The organism is Alteromonas sp. LOR (assembly GCF_000753865.1).
Classification (GTDB): Bacteria; Pseudomonadota; Gammaproteobacteria; order Enterobacterales; family Alteromonadaceae; genus Alteromonas.
Window position 1 is genome coordinate 204876 of sequence record NZ_JQFW01000015.1, and the last position, 21655, is coordinate 226530.

Here is a 21655-nt window from a genome sequence, read left to right on the forward strand (position 1 = left end):
CCGCGATAGATTGTTTTGCTTATTACGCCACAACAGGTTATTAGTGGCGCCAAAGCGTGCTTATCATAAAACTACCAATAGTCATCATCGATTTAGACGTCACCCAAACCTCATAAAAGAGGGGTTCATAGCGCAGCGGCCTAATCAATTATGGGTTGCAGATATTACTTATCTGCCTACATCAGCAGGAGAAAGCTACCTTAGCTTGGTAACAGATGCTTACTCGAGAAAAATCGTAGGCTATAGCCTTGATGACAACATGAAAACAGTATCAGTGAAGAGAGCATTCCATGATGCGTTAATGAACAGGCACTCTGGTGAGAAGCTGATCCATCACTCTGATAGAGGCATACAGTATTGTTCAGCAGAGTATCAACGGCTTCATGAAAAGTATGGTGTGAGCTGTTCGATGACGGATGGATACGACTGTTATCAGAACGCACTTGCTGAAAGAGTTAACGGGATACTGAAAAATGAATATCTGTTGAGCAAGCCCAAGGACTTAAATGAAGCTAGGAAGATGGTTAGGGAGTCGATTAACATTTACAATAATCGTAGACCACATCTATCATTAAAATACAAAACGCCCGATGAGGTTCATCGAGCGTTTTTAACTGAAAAAAGTGTCAACTTATATCAGGACTAGTCATGCTTTCCCAATTCTCTATAACATTCGGTTAAAATCTCATAATTAATGCGTATATTTTGTTATACGTAGGACTTGCCGCTAATAACTATTGACCCTTACTTAAAGACAGTTATATATTATCGCTATAAGAATAAACGGTTTTAATTGAAGTAATGTCAGCCGGCGAAGAACAAGCAATAATAAAACAATACCAGCCGCTAATTCGTGCACTTATCCCCTATGAACAGCAAAATCGTTTGTTAGAGGGAATTAATAAGTTTTCCAAACGCTTACCAAGTGCTGTTCGAAAAGTGGTAAAGGAGGAAGTCGTTAGGCTTACCTCTCTTACAGACGCGCCCGCTGATAATTCCGCCTTTGCACATTTTCCTGTGATGAAGTTTAAGCACTTCGGCATTCAAATGCGTTTAGATAAGGTGGGTGCAAAGATCCTCAAAAGTGAAACCTCGCTTTATCAAGACAGATACACCGTCGGCGTCTTTGAATCGGTAATGAACTCCGATTTCTATCAGAACCAGATTAAGAAAGACCAGTTTAAAAAAATCGTGGATGCTTTCAATATTGAGAGTCAGTCTTTTACTGACATCGATTTTGGTGACGACATCGCAATAAGACCTAATTTTACCGTAAGCTCTCCAGAATTTGAAAAGGGAAGGCACTGCAGTGTAAGTGCTTTTTCTCACCTTGGTATGGTGGTAGAAACAAAGCGCCCCCCAAACGTAACCACAGGCGACACCATAACGTTTACGTTACCTGAAGTAGCTGGTTTAACCAAAGAAGCCACAGACATCGCGTTTAACCTTCAAGCAGTAAAATATAATAAGCACCTTGGGAAATATGAGTCATTCTTTGTGTTTCCCGATGATATCGAGCCTGAGTTCTTAACTAATCTAAGACGCTATGTGGAGGCCACCGCTTACAGGCAGCCTTTGCAAAGGGATTTAGAGATTGAGCGCGCCATGCAAGAATTAGAGCGCGATAGAATTTTGGAAAATAGCCCTTGGCTACCCGTTTACTTATCTGCCCATAAAAAGTCGCTAAAGCCAACAATAGCGCTTTTTACAAAAGCCAATGTTGAGCACAACAAAGCTGAAAAGTTACTTGCGAGCTTACAAGATAAACCGTTTTTTGATGCTCTTGCTAAGGAGCTATTGAAATACAATGAAGCGTTCGTCTTTCACGGTACAATAAAAACCAAAAATGCCACGGTAAAAATTACAGCTACCCATAGGCAACTGGTAGAACTGGGCCAGTTAAACGCGTTAGTTTACCTGTTGGCGAAAAACGATGATTTTATATGCAGTCATTGCCGCCTTGATGTTGTGACGCGGACAGATAAGCAAAAAGCGTTTGCCATACATGATATAGCTAGCAAAGAATTTGAGCAGCTCGCTAACATTTCTCATGTCCTCTATTGTAAAGATGTCTCTGGGTATATTGGCAATTTAACCTTAAGTGCGAAATGCAGTTTCAAACCACTATCAAGCGATCTTAAAGCCAGCGGTGACAATTGGCATATTGATTATGTGATGGAAGAGGATTTAGACAGACGTAACGAAACTCGTTACGTCATCGATAAAGCAGCCTCAATTAAAATTGGGCTGCTATCGTCTTTAGAGGCACGGGTTGCCGATTTGTCTGCCAGCGGTATGCGGCTTATTGTTGCGCCAAACAGCGAATTACAAAAAGAAATTCGGGTTTCTGTGCCAGACCTTAAAATCAAAAATGAAAAATATAAGGTTGTATATTTTGAGCCTGCCTCTGGCGTTATCAGGTTATGTTTGGCTGAAGTCGGTCGAAAAACCAAGGTTAGTGCCAATGTAGACACTATTGTAGAAGAAAATACGGCGTATTTTAAAGTAAGGGACATTGCTCGTATTCAGCGTTTAACCCATCGGTTTATATGGGAGTTGGCGGTAAGGCATATGCCTTCTCTAGCAGTGCTGTGTGTAATGAATCGCTTTACGTTAGACAGACTCAAAACCGTGTATCAAAGCGATAACTCGGATGACTTATTTCCTTTTTCTCGTACCCAAAATATTATTCCTTTGCACGGGTTCTTTGCTGACAAAGGGCAAGCCAAACCTAAGTCTTTAATTCTAGAGGCAATGTTTAAAGAGTCAATACAGCAGCATTTGGTCGTACATTGCGTTCGCAAAAGTGACAACAGACTTGTTTTTATTAGAGAGCGAGACTTTTTGTACTCCAAACTTCGCACCCAAATTAAAGAGCAGCTGGATGAAGGAAAAATTCAGCTGAGTTCCACTGACGTAACGGCAATTCGCTGTCACGGTGCTATCACGCCGTTAACCAAGAAACGGTTGGCACAATTATCAAAACTCGATAAAGCGATGTACGATAAATTAGAGACGATGCAAGCAGGGTACACCCACTGTATTTTTATTACTAATATGTCGGCGCTGCATCACGATCTCGTTATCGACAACCTAATTGCAAAACGGGAGTTGAAAGAGCCTGATTCTGTTCCTGCTTAATCGATAAACCGCGCTGCTATCTGCATTGGGTAATGCTTTTTTGTGTTATCTTTTTTCCCATTTTGCTATTCTTACCAATAAATCAAATTAAAGGGTTTTGTGTTGAAAGGGATCGTATCATTTTTGATCATTCTTGCGCTGCTAACGGTGGCGTTCGTTATTGGGTCGCAAAACGAAGGAGTAGTGACGGTAAATTATCTTATTGCTCAAGCAAACATTAGATTATCTACTCTCATCGCTATTTCGCTCTCTATAGGGGTCATTGTTGGTATCTTGATTATGCTAGCGAGTTGGTTGCGTTTGAAAGTGCAGCTAATGTCGGCGCAATCTAAGATGCAGCATTTGGAAAAAGACCACTAATGCTAGAGCTGCTGTTTTTACTTTTACCTGTCGCGGCAGGTTATGGCTGGATAATGGGGCGCAATAGCGTTCGCCAGGCACAAAGAAAGCAGTCGAGCATACTGTCTAAGCATTATTACAAAGGCCTTAACTTCCTTCTTTCAGACCAACCTGACAAAGCCGTTGATACGTTAATTAAAATGATTAACGTGAATAGCGACACGGTAGAAACCCACATTGCCATGGGCAGTTTTTTTCGTCACCGAGGCGAGATAGACCGCGCAATTAAGGTGCACCAAAACTTAGTGAGTCGTGATGAACTTCAGCCTGCACAGCGGGAAAACGCATTACGGGAACTAGGGCAAGATTACACACAGGCAGGCTTTTTAGAACGTGCAGAAAATGCGTTTCTCCAGTTACTAAACAGTGAAAAGCACTACCTCATAGCCCAGCAACAACTTTTCAGTATTTATCAAACAACCAAAGAGTGGCAGCGAGCAATTGAGCTTGCTGAACGTATGGTGGAATGTCACGGCGATAACGATGATGTGTGCGAGCGACTTGCTCACTTTTATTGTGAGCAGGCAACGGTTGAGCTTAAAAATGACAGTCAGGGTGCAGCCCTTACGTTACTTCAAAAAGCGGTTAATGCCGATGCTCATGCGGTTCGCCCTTGGCTTATGCTGGGCGAGTTAGCACTTAATCAAAAACGATACACCGACGCCACTGCTTATTTCGTTCAGGTAGCTGAGCGAGATATTAATTGGTTTAGTGAAGCCGTGCCGAGTTTAGAAAAAATTGCCGAAGATACTGGTGAGTGGGAGAGCTTCGAAAAGAACTTGGAAGCACACTGGCAAGAATGCGCTACGTCATACCTAGCCATGGTTGATGTTTTGCTGAAAAAAGGTGAGATATCGCAAGCCAGTGAGTACTTAATTGAGCAGCTTAGAAAGCGTCCTACCATGCGAGGTTTTAAAACCTTGATGGGTCTTTATATCGACCAGCTCAGCGATAAGAATACTGCAGATAGTTTGCGTTTATTAAAAGAGTTAGTTGGAAAACAAATGCTTCAGCGCCCCAAGTATCGCTGTAATAGCTGCGGTTTTTCCGGTAGAAAATTGTATTGGCTATGCCCATCGTGTAAGAAATGGGGCGTAGTAAAACCCATAAAAGGGTTAGATGGAGAGTAATGATTTATGCCCAAAGCTATTCCCAATGAAGCTATTCCCAATGAAGCTATTCAAAACCCCCGCGTTATTGTAGCGCTTGATTATGACGACAAAGACACCGCATTAGCGTTTGTCGATAAGCTAAGTCCCAGCTTGTGTAAACTCAAAGTAGGCAAAGAAATGTTTACTTTATTCGGGCCTGAGTTTGTTAAGAGTTTAGTGGGTAAAGGGTTTGACGTTTTCTTAGATCTAAAATTTCACGATATCCCCAATACCGTGGCCAAAGCGTGTAAAGCTGCTGCTGAACTTGGCGTTTGGATGGTAAACGTTCATGCCTCTGGTGGGCTGCCAATGATGCAGGCTGCAAAGCTTGCCATTGAAAATAGCAACAACCCCAATACCAAGCTGATTGCCGTCACGGTGCTAACCAGTATGGATCAAGAGCAGCTTTCAGGTGTTATTGATGGTGTTACGCCTGAACAGCAGGTATTGCGACTGGCAGAGTTAACGGAAAAAGCCGGCTTAGACGGTATCGTTTGCTCAGCGCAAGAAGCTGCTGCTCTGCGCAAACGTCATAACGATGATTTTTTACTGGTAACACCCGGCATAAGGCCTAGTGGAAGCCAAGCTGGCGACCAGAAGCGAGTAATGACGCCGCCTGACGCTATTAATCATGGCGTTAGCTATTTAGTGATGGGGAGACCTATCACACAGGCCGCAGATCCAATGGCAGTGTTAACAGAGGTCAATGAATCTATTCGTTGAACAGCGAATTCATTTTCGTTTCATCAATTGAATACATACAAAAAAGCTCGACGTCTTATTACAGACATCGAGCTTTTTTATTTAGTGGGGCTGATCCAAAGCAGTAGCTACAAGATTAAAGCCCGTTAAGCGCTACTTCTGCTGGCGTATAGGTTAGGCCAAGTTCTTCACCCAACGCATCAACAACCGCCTTATACGTGACTTTTCCTTCGTGGGTGTTCAAACCCGCAAGTAAATGCTTGTCATCTAGCATTGCTTGAACTGGACCTTTGTTTGCCAAAGCAAGGCCAAACGGCAGAGTTGCATTGTTTAGCGCCATCGTTGATGTACGCGCAACACCACCTGGCATGTTAGCAACACAATAGTGCACAACATCATCAATGATATAAACAGGGTCTTGATGTGTCGTTGCTTTTGAAGTTTCAAAACAACCACCTTGGTCGATGGCAACATCCACCAATACTGAGCCAGGCTTCATTGCAGCAATTTGTTCACGGTTAAGCAGCTTAGGTGCTGCTGCACCAGGAATTAACACCGCACCTACCACTAGGTCAGCTTTTGAGGAATAGTGCTCGATTGCGTCAACAGTAGAATAAACTGTCTTCACTTGGCCATTAAAGATATCGTCGATTTGACGCAAGCGCGGAAGAGAGCGGTCAAGAATAACCACTTCTGCGCCTAAACCAAGAGCCATTTTCGCCGCATTTGTTCCTACAACGCCACCACCAATAATCAGTACTTTACCAGGTGCAACACCAGGTACACCGCCAAGCAAAGTGCCACTGCCACCGTGGGCTTTTTCTAGGTAATGCGCACCTGCTTGTACAGACATACGACCTGCAACTTCACTCATAGGAGCAAGAAGAGGGAGGCCTCCACGGTCGTCGGTAACCGTTTCATAAGCAATACATGTTGCTCCAGATTCTACGAGAAGTTTAGTCTGCGTTGGGTCTGGTGCAAGGTGAAGGTAAGTATATAAAGTCTGGCCTTTGCGCAGCATCTTACATTCGTTAGGCTGAGGCTCTTTTACCTTTACGATCATTTCTGCTTCTGCGAAAACTTGCTCAGCTGTTGGCGCAATGTTAGCGCCAGCGGCTACGTACATTTCGTCAGTAAAACCAATGGCATCGCCTGCTAATGTTTGAACTAGCACAGAGTGACCGTTGCTAGTGAATTCTTTCACTGCAGCTGGCGTTAGGCCAACACGATACTCGTGGTTTTTTATTTCTTTTGGTACACCAACTAACATACTAGGTCCTCTTATTACTGATGAGCACGGAGTGGCTCGGCTTTAAAAATAACTGTGTGTTTATTTTGGCGAGTATACGTTAATAAAAAGCGAACTATGTGCTGAAAAATAGCAATTACTAGCATATAGTATGGCTATTCATTGTTTTTGAAAAATATAATATGTTAGTGAAAACCCCAAAACACCTTGACCGAATAGACAGGAATATCCTAGTTCAGTTACAAAAAAATGGACGGGTTTCTAATGTAGAACTGGCTAAGGAAGTGGGTCTGAGCCCCAGCCCTTGTCTTGAGCGGGTTAAGCGACTGGAAAGCCAAGGTTATATAAAAGGCTACCACGCCATTGTGGATCCCGAAAAACTTGGCGCCGCAATGTTGGTGTTTGTGGAGATAACATTAACGAAAACTTCTGTGGATATCTTTGCAGAATTTTCTGCTGCGGTAAAACTGCATGACGATATACAAGAGTGCCACCTAGTCTCAGGCGACTTTGATTTTCTGTTAAAGGCAAGAGTGGCAGATATGTCTAGCTATCGAAAGCTATTAGGGGACACATTACTGCGCTTGCCGGGCGTCAGTGAGTCACGAACCTATGTAGTTATGGAAGAAGTCAAAAGTACGTCTTCTTTGCGCATTAATTTGAAGTAATGAAAGCATGGCTCAGAATGTTGCTTTTATGGTAGGCTGTGCAAAAATACAGTGCTTTAATACTCGCGCGCTTTCAATACCTTACAGAACCAATACATATCGGTTACAGAAGGTTTGAGGTGGTTACAGAGAATGGATAGCAGGAAACAAAAACGGGTTTCTTGTACTTATAGCGCATTACATTAATAGTAGTGGCAGATAATTTAAAGGTTTTATAAACGTTATGGCGCGATTAACAGGGGTTCAGCGAGTGTGGGAAGCAGGCATGATAGTCGCTTGCGTTTTCGCCTTTTTCTTATTGCTGGCACTAGCATCTTTCCATCCTGGCGATCCTGGATGGAGCCAAGCCGGGCTGCAGCTCGATGTACACAATTGGGTGGGGGCCACTGGCGCGTGGGTTGCCGATTTATTGCTATTTTCTTTCGGCTTCCTCGCCTATTTACTGCCTTTTGGTGCAGCGTTCTTAGGTTGGTTTCTTTTTCAGCATATTAAAGAGCTTGATGAATTTGACTACTTAACCATAGGTCTTCGCATTATTGGCGGTTTACTTATGGCACTGGGCGCAACGGGTATCGCGAGTATCAACTTTGACGATATTTATAACTTTTCTGCTGGGGGCTTTATTGGAGACGTTATAAGCTCTGCGTTAGTTCCCTATTTTAATACTGCAGGTACAATCCTCCTTTTACTCTGTTTCTTTTGCACGGGGTTTACTTTGCTCACCGGCGTGAGCTGGCTTTCGATAATTGACAAAATAGGCGAGGGCGCTCTGTGGCTTACCAGAAAAACGATTAGTGCACCCCAGCGGTTACTGTCTTTTGAGATACCGCGCTTAGCGCTAACCAGTAATGTTAAGGATAATACCGCTTCATCAGGTGAACTTGATATTACGACCATGCGCGCTGAGCCTGCTTATGAATATGAATCTGAATCTGAATCTGAATCTGGTTCTGATCATGGACAGTGGCAGGAGAGGGGAGCGCAATCTGCTGCGCCTTCACACAATGCACACGATGATAGTGCGGCGAATCAGCATCATTCGCCCTCTGAGAGACAGGAACCACGGTTTACAGTAGACACTGCTACTCACCATACCAGCCAGTCAGATGAAGAGAGCGAACCGCCATTTTATTCTCACACCGACGGTACAGACGAGCCCACACCGTCTTCTAAGGATATTGAAAAAGAGCCGAAAAAATCGCCATTTTCTTTATCAGGCATGCGCGCGGCCGTTAAGGATAAAGTGGGGTTGGGTGATTCTGGGAATTCAGCTGAATCAATCGTTGATAGTAGAGCGGATGAAGATGCTAACGAAATGACTCCTAACGCAACAAACTCTGCCGCTTTCAGTGAAAGCACAAGAAGAGCTGAGCCAACTATCGGTGACTTTGACGAGTTTGATGAATTTAACGCAGACATGCCTTACGCAAGCGACGAAGAAGACTCAGCGAACTCGCATATTCAACCGCCCGTAGAACCTGCAATTACTCAAAAAACGGTAGATACCTCTGTACAACAACCGTTTTCGCCAGCGGCAGTGGGTGCTAAGCCTATTAAGCCAAGACAGGAAATTGATGAAAACATGGCACCCATGCCATCCTTTGATTTGCTAGAGCGAGCCGATAAACACGAAAACCCCCTTACCCAAGAAGAGATTGAGGGTATATCTCGACTGGTTGAGGAAAAGTTAGCCGACTTTAATATTGAAGCCACGGTAGTGGGTGTTTATCCAGGGCCTGTTATTACGCGCTTTGAACTTGATTTAGCGCCGGGAGTTAAGGTAAGTAAAATTACCGGTTTGTCGAAAGATTTGGCGCGAGCGATGTCTGCCATGTCGGTGCGCGTTGTTGAGGTTATCCCTGGTAAATCGGTTATTGGGTTAGAACTGCCGAATAAGCAGCGAGAAATGGTTCGCTTGAGCGAAGTCATCAGTTGCGATGCATTTCAATCGAATAAATCGGCGCTTACCATGGTACTTGGCGCTGATATATCCGGTAAGCCAGTTATTGTAGATTTAGCAAAAATGCCGCATGTGCTCGTTGCTGGTACGACAGGCTCGGGTAAATCGGTAGGTGTGAACGTAATGATTTTGAGCCTGCTATATAAAAGCACGCCTGAAGACGTTCGCATGATCATGATAGATCCCAAAATGCTCGAATTATCGGTATATGAAGGTATTCCTCACTTACTGTCTGAAGTTGTTACCGATATGAAGGAGGCGGCAAATGCTCTGCGCTGGTGTGTGGGCGAAATGGAGCGCCGATATCGATTAATGAGTGCACTTGGTGTGAGAAACCTTAAAGGCTACAACGTCAAAGTTGAAGAGGCTAAGGCAAATGGAACGCCGATAAAAGATCCGCTCTGGAAAAATGAAGAGAGCATGGAAACTGAAGCGCCAGATTTAGATAAATTACCTGCCATTGTGGTTGTGGTGGACGAATTTGCCGACATGATGATGATTGTTGGTAAGAAAGTAGAGGAACTGATAGCCCGAATTGCACAAAAAGCGCGAGCCGCAGGCATACACCTTATTTTGGCCACGCAAAGACCGTCTGTAGATGTTATTACCGGATTAATAAAAGCAAACATCCCTACTCGTATCGCGTTTCAGGTATCAAGCAAAATAGATTCGCGCACCATATTAGACCAACAGGGTGCTGAAACGCTGCTTGGTATGGGTGACATGCTTTACCTACCGCCAGGAAGTCCGGTGCCTACGCGAGTACATGGCGCGTTTGTAGACGATCATGAAGTGCATGCCGTGGTTGCCGATTGGCAGAAACGTGGCGAACCCGAGTACATCGATGAAATTCTAAACGGTGAAGCGTCTGCTGAAGTACTACTACCTGGTGAACAACCTGAAGGTGAAGAGCAAGAGTTTGATGCATTCTACGATGATGCCGTCGCATTTGTTACTGAAACACGTCGTGCAAGTGTGTCTAGCGTGCAGCGTAAATTCAGAATCGGTTACAATCGGGCAGCGCGTTTAGTTGAACAAATGGAGGCGAGTGGGGTCGTAAGTGCACAGGGGCACAACGGAAATCGCGAAGTCATAGCGCCGCCCCCAATAAAGGAATAACGATATGAAGAACAAAGCAATGTACCTTGTACGCAGTGTGCTTTTAGTGGCTGCTGGCGCGACAAGTTTTGTGTTAAATGCTCAAACACAGGCCTCAGTCGAAGCTGCTCCTGAATCAATGGCTGCTCCTGAAACAACGAGCGATATTGATACGAACGACACATCGGCATTAAAAACACTGCTCAGTAATATGCGTCAGTTTCGGGCTAATTTTGCCCAAACCGTTGTGGATGCCCAACAAAATGTAGTACATGAAGCACAGGGTGTGCTTGTGATGACACGTCCTGACAAGCTGCGTTGGGAAACAACGTTTCCAGACGAGACGCTACTGATAGCCGACGGCGAGGCCGTGTGGAATGTAGACACATTTGTAGAGCAGGTTACTGTACTATCTCAGGCTAACGCCATTAAAGACAACCCTGTTATGTTACTCACCTCTACTGATGACAGCACGTGGTCGATGTTTTCTATTAGCCAGCTTGATAATGAGTTATCGCAGCTGTTAGAACAAGGAAACAGATTAGGACAAGAAAACACGTCAAATTTGCGCAGCTTTCAAATAACGCCTAAGCAGCAGGGCGGACAAATATTAACGCTTACCCTTACGTTCAATAGCGACAACGAACTTGCAGCGTTAACCATGTTAGATGCTCAGCAACAAATAAGCACGCTGACCTTCAGTGATATAGAGACAACCTTCCCACTTGCCGCTGATACGTTTGAGGTTGAAGTGCCAGACAGTTTTATTATTGATGACCAGCGTTAATCAGGCATTCGCCCCATTCGCCCCATTGGCCGCGCGGATGCGGCCTACTACCATTGAAGAATACAGCGGCCAATCTCACCTTTTAGGCCCTGACAAGCCCCTTCGTAAAATGCTAGAGGCGGGTCACTGTCACTCGATGATTTTGTGGGGGCCCCCTGGAACAGGAAAGACAACCCTAGCAGAGCTCATCGCCGAATATACTAACGCTACAGTGCTTCGTATTTCAGCTGTGACGTCTGGGGTAAAAGACATTCGTGCGGCCATGGACAGCGCCCAAGATAACGCTCGCTACAATCAGCGTACGCTGTTATTCGTTGATGAAGTGCATCGTTTTAATAAAAGTCAGCAGGACGCGTTTTTACCGTTCGTTGAATCTGGTGTCGTGACTTTTATCGGTGCAACCACGGAAAACCCGTCTTTTGAGCTAAACAATGCGTTGTTATCTAGGGTAAGAGTCTACGTACTTAAGCCACTTGAAAATGATGCTTTGGCTGAGCTAGTAGAACGGGCTTTAGCCAATGTGCAAAAAGGGCTTGGCGAACGACATTTAAAAATTTCAGCACCTGCAAAACAAGCCCTTATCGACTTAAGCAGTGGTGATGCCAGACGCCTTCTCACTTATTTAGAGCTATCTGCCGACTTCACCAGCAGTGATGAAATTGCTATTGGTGACATTGAGCAAGCCGTTGGCCAAAAAGTGGCGAGCTACGATAATAAGGGCGATACGTTTTACGATCTCATTTCTGCCTTTCACAAATCGGTGAGAGGTTCAGACCCCGATGCAGCACTATACTGGTATGCCCGCATTTTAGACGGTGGTGGCGATGCCCTTTACGTTGGTAGGCGTTTGCTGGCCATCGCTTCAGAGGATATTGGCAATGCTGATCCGCGGGCCATGCAGCTTTGCATTAATGCTTGGGATACATTTCATCGCGTAGGCCCAGCTGAAGGCGAACGGGCTATCGCGCAGGCTGCCGTTTATTGTGCATTAGCAGCTAAAAGCAATGCGGTTTATATGGCGTTTAGTGCTGCAAAGGCATTAGCGAGAAAAACGTCAGATGCGCCAGTGCCTATGCATTTACGTAACGCTCCCACGTCCTTAATGAAAGATCTTGGACATGGCGATGGTTATCGCTACGCACATAATGAGCCAAATGCTTTTGCGGCAGGTGAGACTTATTTGCCAGAGAGTATTGCAGGAACGCGATTTTATGAGCCTAGCGAGAGAGGCTTAGAAAAGGCACTTAAAGCGAAACGAGATTTCTTAGACAGCTTAAATTCACAGAGCAAAAACAGACGGTAAAGGGGTATTAGCGTGTCATTTGGCGTATCACACAGCTTAACATTGTACTGTTTTATCGCCGCTGGCGGCGCGACAGGTGCATGTTTACGCTATTTTGTTACCACAACGGTAGATTCTTGGTTTGGAAAAAACATGCCGTTTGGTACACTAACGGTAAATGTCATTGGCTCATTTGCGCTGGCGCTTCTTTATGGCTTGATAGAACGTCACGATTTGAGCGATTCGCCATACCGCGCACTACTAGGTGTGGGGTTATTGGGTGCATTTACAACATTCTCAACGTTTTCCATTGAAACGCTAACGTTGTTAGAAAATGGGCTGTGGCTGAAGGCCGTAGCTAACGTATTTCTTAATGTCGGCGCTTGCTTAATAGCAGGGTGGCTGGCAATTGAATTGATGAAAGGATAAGTAGGAACGCATGTTAGATCCAAAGTGTTTGCGAAGCGATATAGAACAAACTGCCGAACGTTTGGCTGCCCGTGGTTTTAAGCTTGATGTGGCAGCATTTAGTTCGCTTGAAGAAAAAAGAAAAACACTTCAATCCAGAACTCAGGATCTGCAGAATGAGCGTAACGTGCGCAGCAAGTCTATTGGTAAAGCGAAGGCACAGGGCGAAGACATTGCGCCTTTGCTAGCTGAAGTTGGTAAACTCGGTGATGAGCTTGATTCAGCAAAGGCTGAATTAACTGCATTGTTAGATGAAATTACAGTGATGACACAAGGAATACCTAACTTGCCTGACGAGTCTGTGCCTGAAGGTGAGAACGAAAATCACAATGTAGAGATATCACGCTGGGGCCAACCAAGAACATTTGATTTTGAAGTGAGTGACCATGTAGATGTAGGCGAGCGCTTAAACAATGGCCTCGATTTTTCTACGGCAAGTAAAATTACCGGCAGCCGCTTTGTTGTCATGCGTGGCGATGTTGCACGTTTAAATCGAGCAATAGCGCAGTTTATGCTAGACGTGCATACCGGTGAGCACGGCTATCAAGAAATGTATGTGCCTTACTTAGTAAACTCTGACAGCCTGTATGGCACAGGTCAACTTCCTAAGTTTGGTGAAGATTTGTTTCACACTCAGCCAGCAACTGAAGAAGGACAGGGTCTATCCCTTATTCCTACAGCAGAAGTGCCGCTCACTAACATCGTGCGCGATGAGATAGTAGACGCCAAATCGCTACCAGTGAAAATGACTGCTCACACACCGTGTTTTCGTTCTGAGGCAGGCTCATACGGTCGCGATACGCGAGGCCTTATTCGTCAGCATCAATTCGATAAAGTGGAGTTAGTGCAACTCGTTAAGCCTGAAGATAGCTTTGACGCGCTTGAAGCGCTGACTAGTCATGCCGAAGCGATTCTGCAAAAACTTGAATTACCTTACCGCAAAATGCTGCTGTGTACGGGCGATATGGGCTTTGGAGCTTGTAAAACCTACGATTTGGAAGTGTGGTTACCCGCCCAAAATACTTACAGAGAAATATCTTCGTGTTCTAACATGTTAGATTTCCAAGCCCGTCGTATGCAGGCTCGCTTCCGTAACCCTGAAACCAACAAGCCTGAGTTGCTTCACACATTGAATGGTTCAGGTTTAGCAGTAGGGCGTACATTGGTTGCTATTTTAGAGAATAATCAGCAAGCCGACGGCAGCGTAACGGTACCTAAAGCACTAGTCCCTTACATGGGCGGTGTTGAAGTACTTAAACCTCAGTAAAACTGGTAGCTTTGTAACACTGAGTGAACACTGTTTATAGCTACTCGTACTTGTTCAGTTTTTAAAGTCTTCTACTAAAAAGTCTTGTATTAAAGAGGTTTTTAATTAAACGTACAATAAAGGCCTGATGGTTTCTACCTCAGGCTTTTTTTGTATTTGCTGGCTTAAACGGTTATGCGTAACGAGAATCTTGGCTAAACACCATCGTATTTGCTAGAAAATTGTAATTCGTATTTGAAGTCAATAAGTGTGGAAAACATGGAGGCTATATGTGCGGTTTTATCCAACGAGAGACAAACTCCCCAGCGGTGTTTGAATTACTTGAAGAGGTAGGGTTAGGTGAAACCATTCCGCTTTTTAACGATGAGGCACAGCATAGCGATATACTCAATTTTTATCCGGCATTTGGCAAAGCGGTAGATAAACGTATTACTAACCTTATTGTAGATAGTAAGCGCACTATAAACGCAACGTGGTGGTTTGATGCGAGTCCCGTTGGCGATACATTAGCGCTTGGTGATCGCACCACGTTTAATGCACGAAATTTAGATAGCCCGTACTGGCATAAAGCAATATCTAAACGGCGTGGTGTTGTTGTCGCTACTGCAGTGGGTGAGTCTAATCCTTCTGCTAACGGTAAATCACAGTATTTAATGCGTCCTACCAGCGGCGCCATGCTGCTAGGTGTGGTCTATCGAATTTTTAGCAACGGATGCTTTTCATGTGCAGTGGTAACGCGGCCGCCAAGACCTGATTTCAGCCAGTATCACGAAAAATCCATTCCTTGTTTCTTACCCCACGATAAAGAAGTCATTCACGCTTGGCTTGGGAACGAGGAAAACGAAGCCGTCGATGAGCTATTGTCGAACCCCAAAATCTACTGCGACCTAGAAGTCACTAAAGTGAAAACCTTTAAAAGCGGCGAACCTTTGGCATTCGCTGCTATACTGCCAGCTTCAACACGCTAAATAGCCAAGACAGCAGATAACGGGATAGCTGCTTTGTCTGTAACAAAGCTCTCTTCTATGATGTGGTGACAATATTCTCTAGTAAAATGCCAGTGGCACTATTCGGTCTCGGCATATTAGAGAAGGGCATGTTAGGGACGCGCAGGTTAGGGGAGATCACTTTAGGAAAGGGCATATTAATAGAGGCGTTATAGGCAGCGCGCAGGCTTTGGTAGACCAGCTAGCTTTGTTGCTTGTTTGGCCGGGCCTTTTTTGAACAGACGCTGTAAATAGCGGCTATTTCCTTTTTCGGGGCCAAATTTATTTGCCATGGCTTTTACCAGTGCTCTAATAGCGGGGCTTGTTTCGTACTCTTCATAAAACTCGCGAACAAAACGAACGACTTCCCAGTGTGCATCGCTTAGCTCAATATTCTCTTCTTGGGCCAGTAAGGGCACCATTCCCTCATCCCACAACGTATAATCTAGCAGGTAACCCGCTTTGTCTGTTGGAATTTCATTTCCGTTGTAGGTAAAGCTAAAGGTATCTTGTGACATATTTCTCTCGTTCGTCTTTCTCTTAGATTTTTCTCTTAGGTCTTTCTATTGGCTTTTCTCGTAGCGAATTCTCGTAAGGCTATTTCGAAGCAGCGTCGAATTGGTCACTTCAGTGCCGCAATTTCTCATAGGTAGGCCATATCACCTTTTTAAACCGCCAAATACGCTTCACCAAATACGCTTCACTAAATATTCTTCACCAACACGAGCCACACACTCTTTAACGCAAATCAATCTAACCCGTAAGCTCAGAGCGTAACCCATTGCTGATGACGACTCGCTAGCTCTGCAAATTCTTGGTAATTGATTATCGAAACATTGTTCACAACACACGCACCTCGAAGTGCTAAATCTTCTTTTACTGCAAAAAGCATAGTCTTACTGGGGCTCGCCTCGGCTTCGTTCGACAACGCTTTACGCTTAGCTAATAGTGCCGCAGTGCTGGACTGTGCAAAAACGCCATCGCCAGAAAATACAATGATGGGCGCCGAGTCAGTGGCTTGGTCTTTTTTAACACCGGTATTAGAAGCCGCCTCATGATCTGTAATTAAAACTGCATCTAAATTTGCATCGAAAACGGCATTGATTAGTGCTTTGTTGCTATCTGAAAGCTGTGTACTGGTAATATTGATAATCATTAAAAGGTTACCACGTGATCAGCACGTTGAATCAATGCTAGTCGCTGTGTAGCGCTTAGCAGTTGTCCTTCGAGTTCTTCTATTAATCCGGTATTTAAAAGCACACTATCGATTGCAAAGGCGTTAACGCTATCTTTGCAGATAAAGCATTCTTCAATATCAAAAAAAGGCATAGAGGCTAAACGTTTGCTGTGGTTCTTTATCCCTTTTGTTGATGCTGTTTGAACAAGCTGTAATACCCCTTCACCTTCAAAAAGAACGTGAACCGTATGCCCATAATTTGTTGCTGCAAGCGCAAAGTCTAGCCCGTCTTGACTAAACGCGCTTCCATAAGGACTTTGGGTAAATCGGATAAGTAAACTCGCCATTAAAATTGTACCAACCTAGTGCAATTATGTAATTCAGTAAAAAACTCGCCCAAGCCAGCCTGAATAAAAGGAGCTGTTAAATTCGCAGAGGCGATGCCGTTATTAACCGCTTCTTGTTCGCTTACAATACCGCGTTTTACAGCAGCGGTAATGCATACCAACAGTTTTACATTATGAGCATCAGATAGCTTTTTCCACTCACCAAAGCTAAAGCACTCACCACCAGCCTCAAGCATAAGGTTGTTGGTATGATAAACCCCATCGCCATAAAAAAAGACATTATCAATAGTGCTGCCACTATCAATCACGCCCCCAATAAACTGAAGCGCACGAATTGCACTGTCGCCATGAAAGGGCGGTGAGGTAATTAAAACTGAATATTGCGCCATAAAAAGTCTTCCAAACAAAAACACCCCGATTAAGGGGTGTTTGTTTTACGTATTAAACGCTTGTTTAGTCGTCGCCGCCAAATGCACCTAGAAGGTGAAGTATCGCAGTGAACAAGTTGTATATGTTCAGGTAAAGCGACACAGTGGCGCGAATGTAGTTTGTTTCACCACCGTGGATAATACGGCTAGTATCAAATAAGATGAAACCAGACATAATAAATACGATAGCTGCTTTAATTGCTAGGCTTACCGCTGGCACTGCAAAGAAGATGTTCGCAATTGCAGCAACAAGCACTACCACTAAACCTACAACCAAAAAGCCACCCATAAATGAGAAGTCTTTCTTAGTCGTCAGTACATAACCTGATAAAGCAAAAAACACGAGCGCAGTTGCGCCCAATGCTTCCATAATCAGACCTGGTCCCGCCACGCCTAGATAGAAGTTTAATGTGTAGCCAAGGGACGCACCCATCAATCCCGTAAATGCAAACACCCAAAAAATACCTGATGATGTGTCTGCTTTCTTCTGAACTACAAATAAAGTGATAAATGCGCCTATGGTCATGCCTAATGACATCATAGGAGAAATACCTACTGCCATTGCGACACCTGCACAAACTGCACTAAACGCTAGTGTCATCGCAAGCAGCATGTAGGTGTTGCGTAGAACCTTGTTCGTCTGCAATACCGATGGTTGAGATGCACTAGAATACATCGAACGTTGATCCATTGTTTCCTCCAATAGGACTATGATATGACCACAACTGGTACACTTGTAATTAGTGTATGTTGTATGGGTTTTAGTTCCCATTTTCAAGTAGTTTCAGATGAAAATGACGTTATGTGCTTATAAAAACACCCAAGGTACACACTAAATACGTTATTTGTTTGATTTATGGGCACTTAAATAACTTTTTTAATTTTTCTCTTTACAGCGAAAAAAATATCATTAAGATACGCAGCACTTCTGGAGAGTTGGCAGAGCTCGGTTTAATGCACCTGACTTGAAATCAGACGTGGGGTCAAACCCACCGGGGGTTCGAATCCCTCACTCTCCGCCAGATTTGAGAAACCCGCACACTGTTGCGGGTTTTTTTATGTCAAAAGAAAATATACCTACAGATCGGCGCTGATTAGACTTTTGACTAAGACTACAGTCGCATTGTTACCCTCCTTAGACCTGTTTACCCTTGCGCTTCCTTTTAGCGACCCACAGGTGTTTTGTGTCTCAAGATAGCGCTTCATATAAAGAGCTGCATAAGCCAAGTCACTCTTTCAAAACCCGAGATGATTATCTCAATCACGAATTACAAATACTGTCTGTTAAACGCTGGCGCCCGAATCTTCCTTTTAAAGACTACCGCATTGAGTGGGAAGACTTTATTCCAGGCATGGCAGCGACTATAGGTAAAATTGTTATGGTTGCCGCGGTGGTAGGGGCTTTTGCTGCACCGCTTGGTTTATCGCCGGAATTTGTCATAGAGAACGTTCGCTTTGAGCTACTTATCGCCGCCGTTTTGTTTGTTGTACTGATTTCCGGTTTTTTAAATCCATCGGCTAACTTGGCCGGCACCCACGGACCTTTGTTACCTCTCGTGCCTTTAATGGTCGCATCGGGTGGTCACCCCATGGCGTTAGGGTTATTAATTGGAGTACTGGGCTTTTTATTGGGGATCACCAAAGGGGGAAGCCTGCTTGCAAGGCTAACCAGTAAAGGTGTGTGCGGCGGTCTCTTACTGTATCTCGGTTTTATTGGCATTACTGGGCAGGTAAAAAAACTGTTTGAATGGGCCGAAGGTTTCAATATGGGCTATTTAGCGTTTGTTGTACTCATTGCCACTATTGTGATGTTTGCATGGCTCGAGCACATCAAAAAGCGCTGGTTAGCCATTCCTCTTGGGGCCGTCATGGCCGCGGTGATCGCACTTGCGATGGGTGCGCCTTTTGAATTCACGACCTCGCCAGGTATGCCAAATTTAAACCCAGCCTATTGGTGGGGTGAGAATACCGGTTGGCAGCTAGGGCTACCCGATTGGTCTCATTTTGTTGCCGTATTACCTTTTGCTGTGTTGGCCGTGGCTATGTGGTCACCGGATTTTCTCGGTCAGCAAGTATTTCAAAAACTGAGCTATCCTAAAAATAGTGAAAATGCCTACATGAATATAGATGACACTATGATTGCTGCGTCTAGTCGACAAGCAATAGGCTCAGCGCTTGGAGGTGGCAATATTGCCTCATCATGGGGCACCTATATTATTCCAGCGTCAATTGCCCGCAGACCCATACCCGGTGGCGCAATAATAACAGGCCTGTTGTGCGTGATAGCCGCAATTTGGGGCTATCCCATGGACTTGGCAATTTGGCCTCCAGTGTTATGTGTCGCCCTTATTGTTGGCGTGTTTCTGCCTCTCATGGAAGCTGGCATGCAAATGACCCGAGAGGGCAAAACAACCCAATCTGCAGCGCTTGTTGTCATCAGTTCAGTGCTGGTGAACCCCGTATTTGGATGGTCGTTTACGATGCTGCTCGATAACCTGGGTATTGTAGGGTGTAAAGAGCGAGCGTTAGATCTTGGAAAGGCGGGTAGGTGGCTAATACCAGGCATCACTTTTATCGTGCTATGTACGGTAATGGCGCTGATTGGCATGTTTCCCGGTGTGCCGGCCATCATGTCGTCTTTTCGTGTTTAGTTTATCTATCCCAATGGGGCGTATCGTCAAAAAATTCGCATAAAAAGTCGATAAACACCTTAAGCTTTGAAGATACTAGCTTACGGTGAGGGTATACGGCATAAAGTGATATAGACTGTGGAACATAGTTTTCTAGTATGGACACCAGTTCACCGCTTTGTAGCGCCTTAGATACAATAAATGTAGGTTGCAGTACATAACCCTCACCGTGCTTTGCCACGTCAGCAAGTACCTCTCCGTTGTTGGCTGTTAATCGTGGTGCGTGCTTCTGCGCATTTGTTCTCAGGGCCTGTATGAGTTCCGATTTGTCGTTGTCGTAGTTAACATGTGCATATTCGAGATAATGCTCTGGACGCAGTTCGCATGGGTGCTGTGGAGTGCCGTACTTCTTTAAGTAGTGTGGTGATGCGCAAACAGCAAGCTTTATCGTAGTCACCTTTTTAGCGATCAGCGAAGAATTGCTGAGTATGCCTGCGCGCAATGCTACATCTAATCCTTCTTCCACCACATCCACTTTTCTATCGTTTAGCTGCAGGTTGATAGACACGTCGGGATATTGGGTTTGGAATTGACCAATACAGTCTGATAAATGAAGGGTGGAAAATGAGACCGGAGCGCTAATGCGCAGTGTTCCCTTTACTTGAGAATTCAACAGTCCAAGTTGGCCTTCCATATCATTGACACTTTCAAGAATATGATTAGCGTGCTGTAAGCACTGATAACCGGCCTCAGTTAAATGAATCTTTCGAGTGGTTCGGTTGAAAAGACGCGCGTCGAGACGCTTTTCAAGCTGGTTGATATATTTGCTAACGAGTTGATTAGACATATCGAGTTTCGATGCAGCCTTAGTAAAGCTGCCTTCGTTTACTACCACAACAAACGTCTTCAATAGATCTATTCGGTCCATAACCATAGCCTCTCAGTCATCTTTCAATATTATTCACTCATTCTTCGTAAATAACATTGAAAACAAATTGTTGATAATAATTCAATAATTGCACCATTTATTCAAGCATTGTTGTTAGTTATTATTCTTATCATCTTGAGATTACAGCTTATATGACAGGCACTCATGAATTCATAAATTAAAAACTATTGGAGATTAAAAAATGAAAAATTCACTACTAAAAAGCGTATTTACAACTAACAACAGCATCGCCAACCTTGCATTACGCCTACCAGTAGGCATTATTTTAGCTGCACATGGTAGTCAGAAACTGTTCGGCGTATTTGGCGGATACGGATTAGAAGGTACGGGTCAGTGGATGGAGAGTATTGGCTTAGCGCCTGGCTTTTTAATGGCGCTATTGGCTGGAAGTGCTGAATTTTTTGGCGGAATAGCTTTAGTACTCGGTTTATTAACTAGACCTGCGGCAATGGTAAGCGCCTTCACCATGATTATTGCAATTGTGACTGTTCATGGCAGTAACGGGTTATTTATGAGTAACAACGGATACGAATTTGCATTATCGCTGCTGGCTATTACTGTGGCATTAGCCATACAGGGTGGGGGTAAGTATTCAATAGATAGCACAATAGTAAAAAAATTCGAGCTATCAGAAAATTAAGAGCAGCGTTAGTCTATTAATAGTGATTGTGCTGTGCACTAAGCCGCTATTGTGAAATTGAAATGAAACCGAATAGTGGCTTAGTCGTTGCAGTGCTTAGTCGTTGCAAAGACAAGTGCGAATTGCTCAATTTTTGTTACTACAAATCAAAATATAATCACATTGTTCACCAATTCGCCAGTTGATTGATTTTATTGAAATAAGGGCTTTACAGGCCAGCCAAAATCATTATCATACGCAGCACTTAAGGAGAGTTGGCAGAGCTCGGTTTAATGCACCTGACTTGAAATCAGACGTGGGGTCAAACCCACCGGGGGTTCGAATCC

The 21655-nt window shown here is 44.3% G+C and carries 21 protein-coding genes and 1 tRNA gene; 15 read left to right on the forward strand and 7 right to left on the reverse strand.

From position 1 onward, the window contains the following. The 5 genes from JV36_RS19865 to pyrF form a co-directional block, all read left to right on the forward strand. The coding region (locus tag JV36_RS19865) for an IS3 family transposase (RefSeq protein WP_052038397.1) at nucleotides 1–646 on the forward strand (646 nt) is incomplete at its 5' end. Between the two features lie 155 nt (nucleotides 647–801). Further along, complete coding sequence (locus JV36_RS0106250) at nucleotides 802–3141, forward strand: PilZ domain-containing protein (protein ID WP_032096292.1); 2340 nt, start codon at nucleotides 802–804, stop codon at nucleotides 3139–3141. Between the two features lie 99 nt (nucleotides 3142–3240). After that, the gene (locus JV36_RS0106255; RefSeq protein WP_235207789.1) at nucleotides 3241–3501 is read left to right on the forward strand and encodes a LapA family protein; all 261 of its coding nucleotides are present in this window, start codon (nucleotides 3241–3243) and stop codon (nucleotides 3499–3501) included. Next, a complete protein-coding gene (gene lapB, locus JV36_RS0106260) occupies nucleotides 3501–4670 on the forward strand; it encodes a lipopolysaccharide assembly protein LapB (protein WP_032096291.1) in 1170 nt (389 codons plus the stop codon). Before JV36_RS0106255 ends, lapB begins: the two co-directional genes overlap by 1 nt. A 48-nt stretch (nucleotides 4671–4718) precedes the next feature. After that, nucleotides 4719–5414, forward strand: coding sequence for an orotidine-5'-phosphate decarboxylase (gene pyrF, locus JV36_RS0106265; RefSeq protein ID WP_032096754.1), 696 nt, complete (start codon nucleotides 4719–4721; stop codon nucleotides 5412–5414). Between the two features lie 115 nt (nucleotides 5415–5529). On the opposite strand, the gene ald is transcribed toward pyrF, so the two are convergent. Beyond that, on the reverse strand, nucleotides 5530–6663 hold the full coding sequence (ald, locus tag JV36_RS0106270) for an alanine dehydrogenase (RefSeq protein ID WP_032096290.1): 1134 nt from the start codon (nucleotides 6661–6663) through the stop codon (nucleotides 5530–5532). A 161-nt stretch (nucleotides 6664–6824) separates the two neighbouring features. Here ald and lrp point away from each other — a divergent pair, with 161 nt between their 5' ends. The 7 genes from lrp (at nucleotide 6825) to JV36_RS0106305 (ending at nucleotide 15140) form a co-directional block, all read left to right on the forward strand. Beyond that, nucleotides 6825–7310, forward strand: coding sequence for a leucine-responsive transcriptional regulator Lrp (lrp, locus tag JV36_RS0106275; protein ID WP_032096289.1), 486 nt, complete (start codon nucleotides 6825–6827; stop codon nucleotides 7308–7310). Nucleotides 7311–7533: 223 nt separating this feature from the next. Further along, entirely contained in the window at nucleotides 7534–10389 is a 2856-nt protein-coding gene (locus JV36_RS0106280) for a DNA translocase FtsK (protein ID WP_032096288.1), read from the forward strand. Between the two features lie 4 nt (nucleotides 10390–10393). After that, nucleotides 10394–11155, forward strand: coding sequence for an outer membrane lipoprotein chaperone LolA (lolA, locus tag JV36_RS0106285; RefSeq protein WP_032096287.1), 762 nt, complete (start codon nucleotides 10394–10396; stop codon nucleotides 11153–11155). After that, on the forward strand, nucleotides 11142–12458 hold the full coding sequence (locus JV36_RS0106290) for a replication-associated recombination protein A (protein WP_032096286.1): 1317 nt from the start codon (nucleotides 11142–11144) through the stop codon (nucleotides 12456–12458). The genes lolA and JV36_RS0106290 overlap by 14 nt, the downstream gene beginning before the upstream one ends. Nucleotides 12459–12470: 12 nt before the next feature. Beyond that, on the forward strand, nucleotides 12471–12866 hold the full coding sequence (gene crcB / locus JV36_RS0106295; protein ID WP_032096285.1) for a fluoride efflux transporter CrcB: 396 nt from the start codon (nucleotides 12471–12473) through the stop codon (nucleotides 12864–12866). A gap of 10 nt (nucleotides 12867–12876) precedes the next feature. Continuing rightward, nucleotides 12877–14172, forward strand: coding sequence for a serine--tRNA ligase (gene serS / locus JV36_RS0106300; protein WP_032096284.1), 1296 nt, complete (start codon nucleotides 12877–12879; stop codon nucleotides 14170–14172). Nucleotides 14173–14441: 269 nt separating this feature from the next. Next, a complete protein-coding gene (locus JV36_RS0106305) occupies nucleotides 14442–15140 on the forward strand; it encodes an SOS response-associated peptidase family protein (RefSeq protein ID WP_032096283.1) in 699 nt (232 codons plus the stop codon). Between the two features lie 188 nt (nucleotides 15141–15328). On the opposite strand, the gene JV36_RS0106310 is transcribed toward JV36_RS0106305, so the two are convergent. From JV36_RS0106310 to JV36_RS0106330, 5 genes are all read right to left on the reverse strand, one after another. Further along, the gene (locus tag JV36_RS0106310; RefSeq protein ID WP_032096282.1) at nucleotides 15329–15676 is read right to left on the reverse strand and encodes a TusE/DsrC/DsvC family sulfur relay protein; all 348 of its coding nucleotides are present in this window, start codon (nucleotides 15674–15676) and stop codon (nucleotides 15329–15331) included. 248 nt (nucleotides 15677–15924) lie between these two features. Next, on the reverse strand, nucleotides 15925–16314 hold the full coding sequence (locus JV36_RS0106315; protein WP_032096281.1) for a DsrH/TusB family sulfur metabolism protein: 390 nt from the start codon (nucleotides 16312–16314) through the stop codon (nucleotides 15925–15927). Then, nucleotides 16314–16682 (reverse strand): DsrE family protein, encoded by a 369-nt coding sequence (locus JV36_RS0106320; protein WP_032096280.1) that lies wholly within the window; start codon nucleotides 16680–16682, stop codon nucleotides 16314–16316. Before JV36_RS0106320 ends, JV36_RS0106315 begins: the two co-directional genes overlap by 1 nt. Then, nucleotides 16682–17071, reverse strand: coding sequence for a sulfurtransferase complex subunit TusD (tusD, locus tag JV36_RS0106325; protein WP_032096279.1), 390 nt, complete (start codon nucleotides 17069–17071; stop codon nucleotides 16682–16684). Before tusD ends, JV36_RS0106320 begins: the two co-directional genes overlap by 1 nt. A gap of 64 nt (nucleotides 17072–17135) precedes the next feature. After that, the gene (locus JV36_RS0106330) at nucleotides 17136–17801 is read right to left on the reverse strand and encodes a Bax inhibitor-1/YccA family protein (protein WP_032096278.1); all 666 of its coding nucleotides are present in this window, start codon (nucleotides 17799–17801) and stop codon (nucleotides 17136–17138) included. Between the two features lie 239 nt (nucleotides 17802–18040). Here JV36_RS0106330 and JV36_RS0106335 point away from each other — a divergent pair. Beyond that, nucleotides 18041–18132: transfer RNA gene (locus JV36_RS0106335), tRNA-Ser, on the forward strand. Nucleotides 18133–18294: 162 nt separating this feature from the next. Then, nucleotides 18295–19761 carry a DUF3360 family protein gene (locus tag JV36_RS0106340; protein WP_032096277.1) on the forward strand — a complete coding sequence of 489 codons (1467 nt, stop codon included), beginning with the start codon at nucleotides 18295–18297 and terminating at the stop codon, nucleotides 19759–19761. Nucleotide 19762: 1 nt separating this feature from the next. Here JV36_RS0106340 and JV36_RS0106345 read toward each other — a convergent pair whose 3' ends face one another. Continuing rightward, nucleotides 19763–20668 (reverse strand): LysR family transcriptional regulator, encoded by a 906-nt coding sequence (locus JV36_RS0106345; protein ID WP_032096276.1) that lies wholly within the window; start codon nucleotides 20666–20668, stop codon nucleotides 19763–19765. Nucleotides 20669–20870: 202 nt separating this feature from the next. Here JV36_RS0106345 and JV36_RS0106350 point away from each other — a divergent pair, with 202 nt between their 5' ends. Beyond that, nucleotides 20871–21329: a DoxX family protein gene (locus JV36_RS0106350; RefSeq protein ID WP_032096275.1), complete on the forward strand. Its 459-nt coding sequence runs from the start codon at nucleotides 20871–20873 to the stop codon at nucleotides 21327–21329. Nucleotides 21330–21655 lie beyond the last annotated feature (326 nt).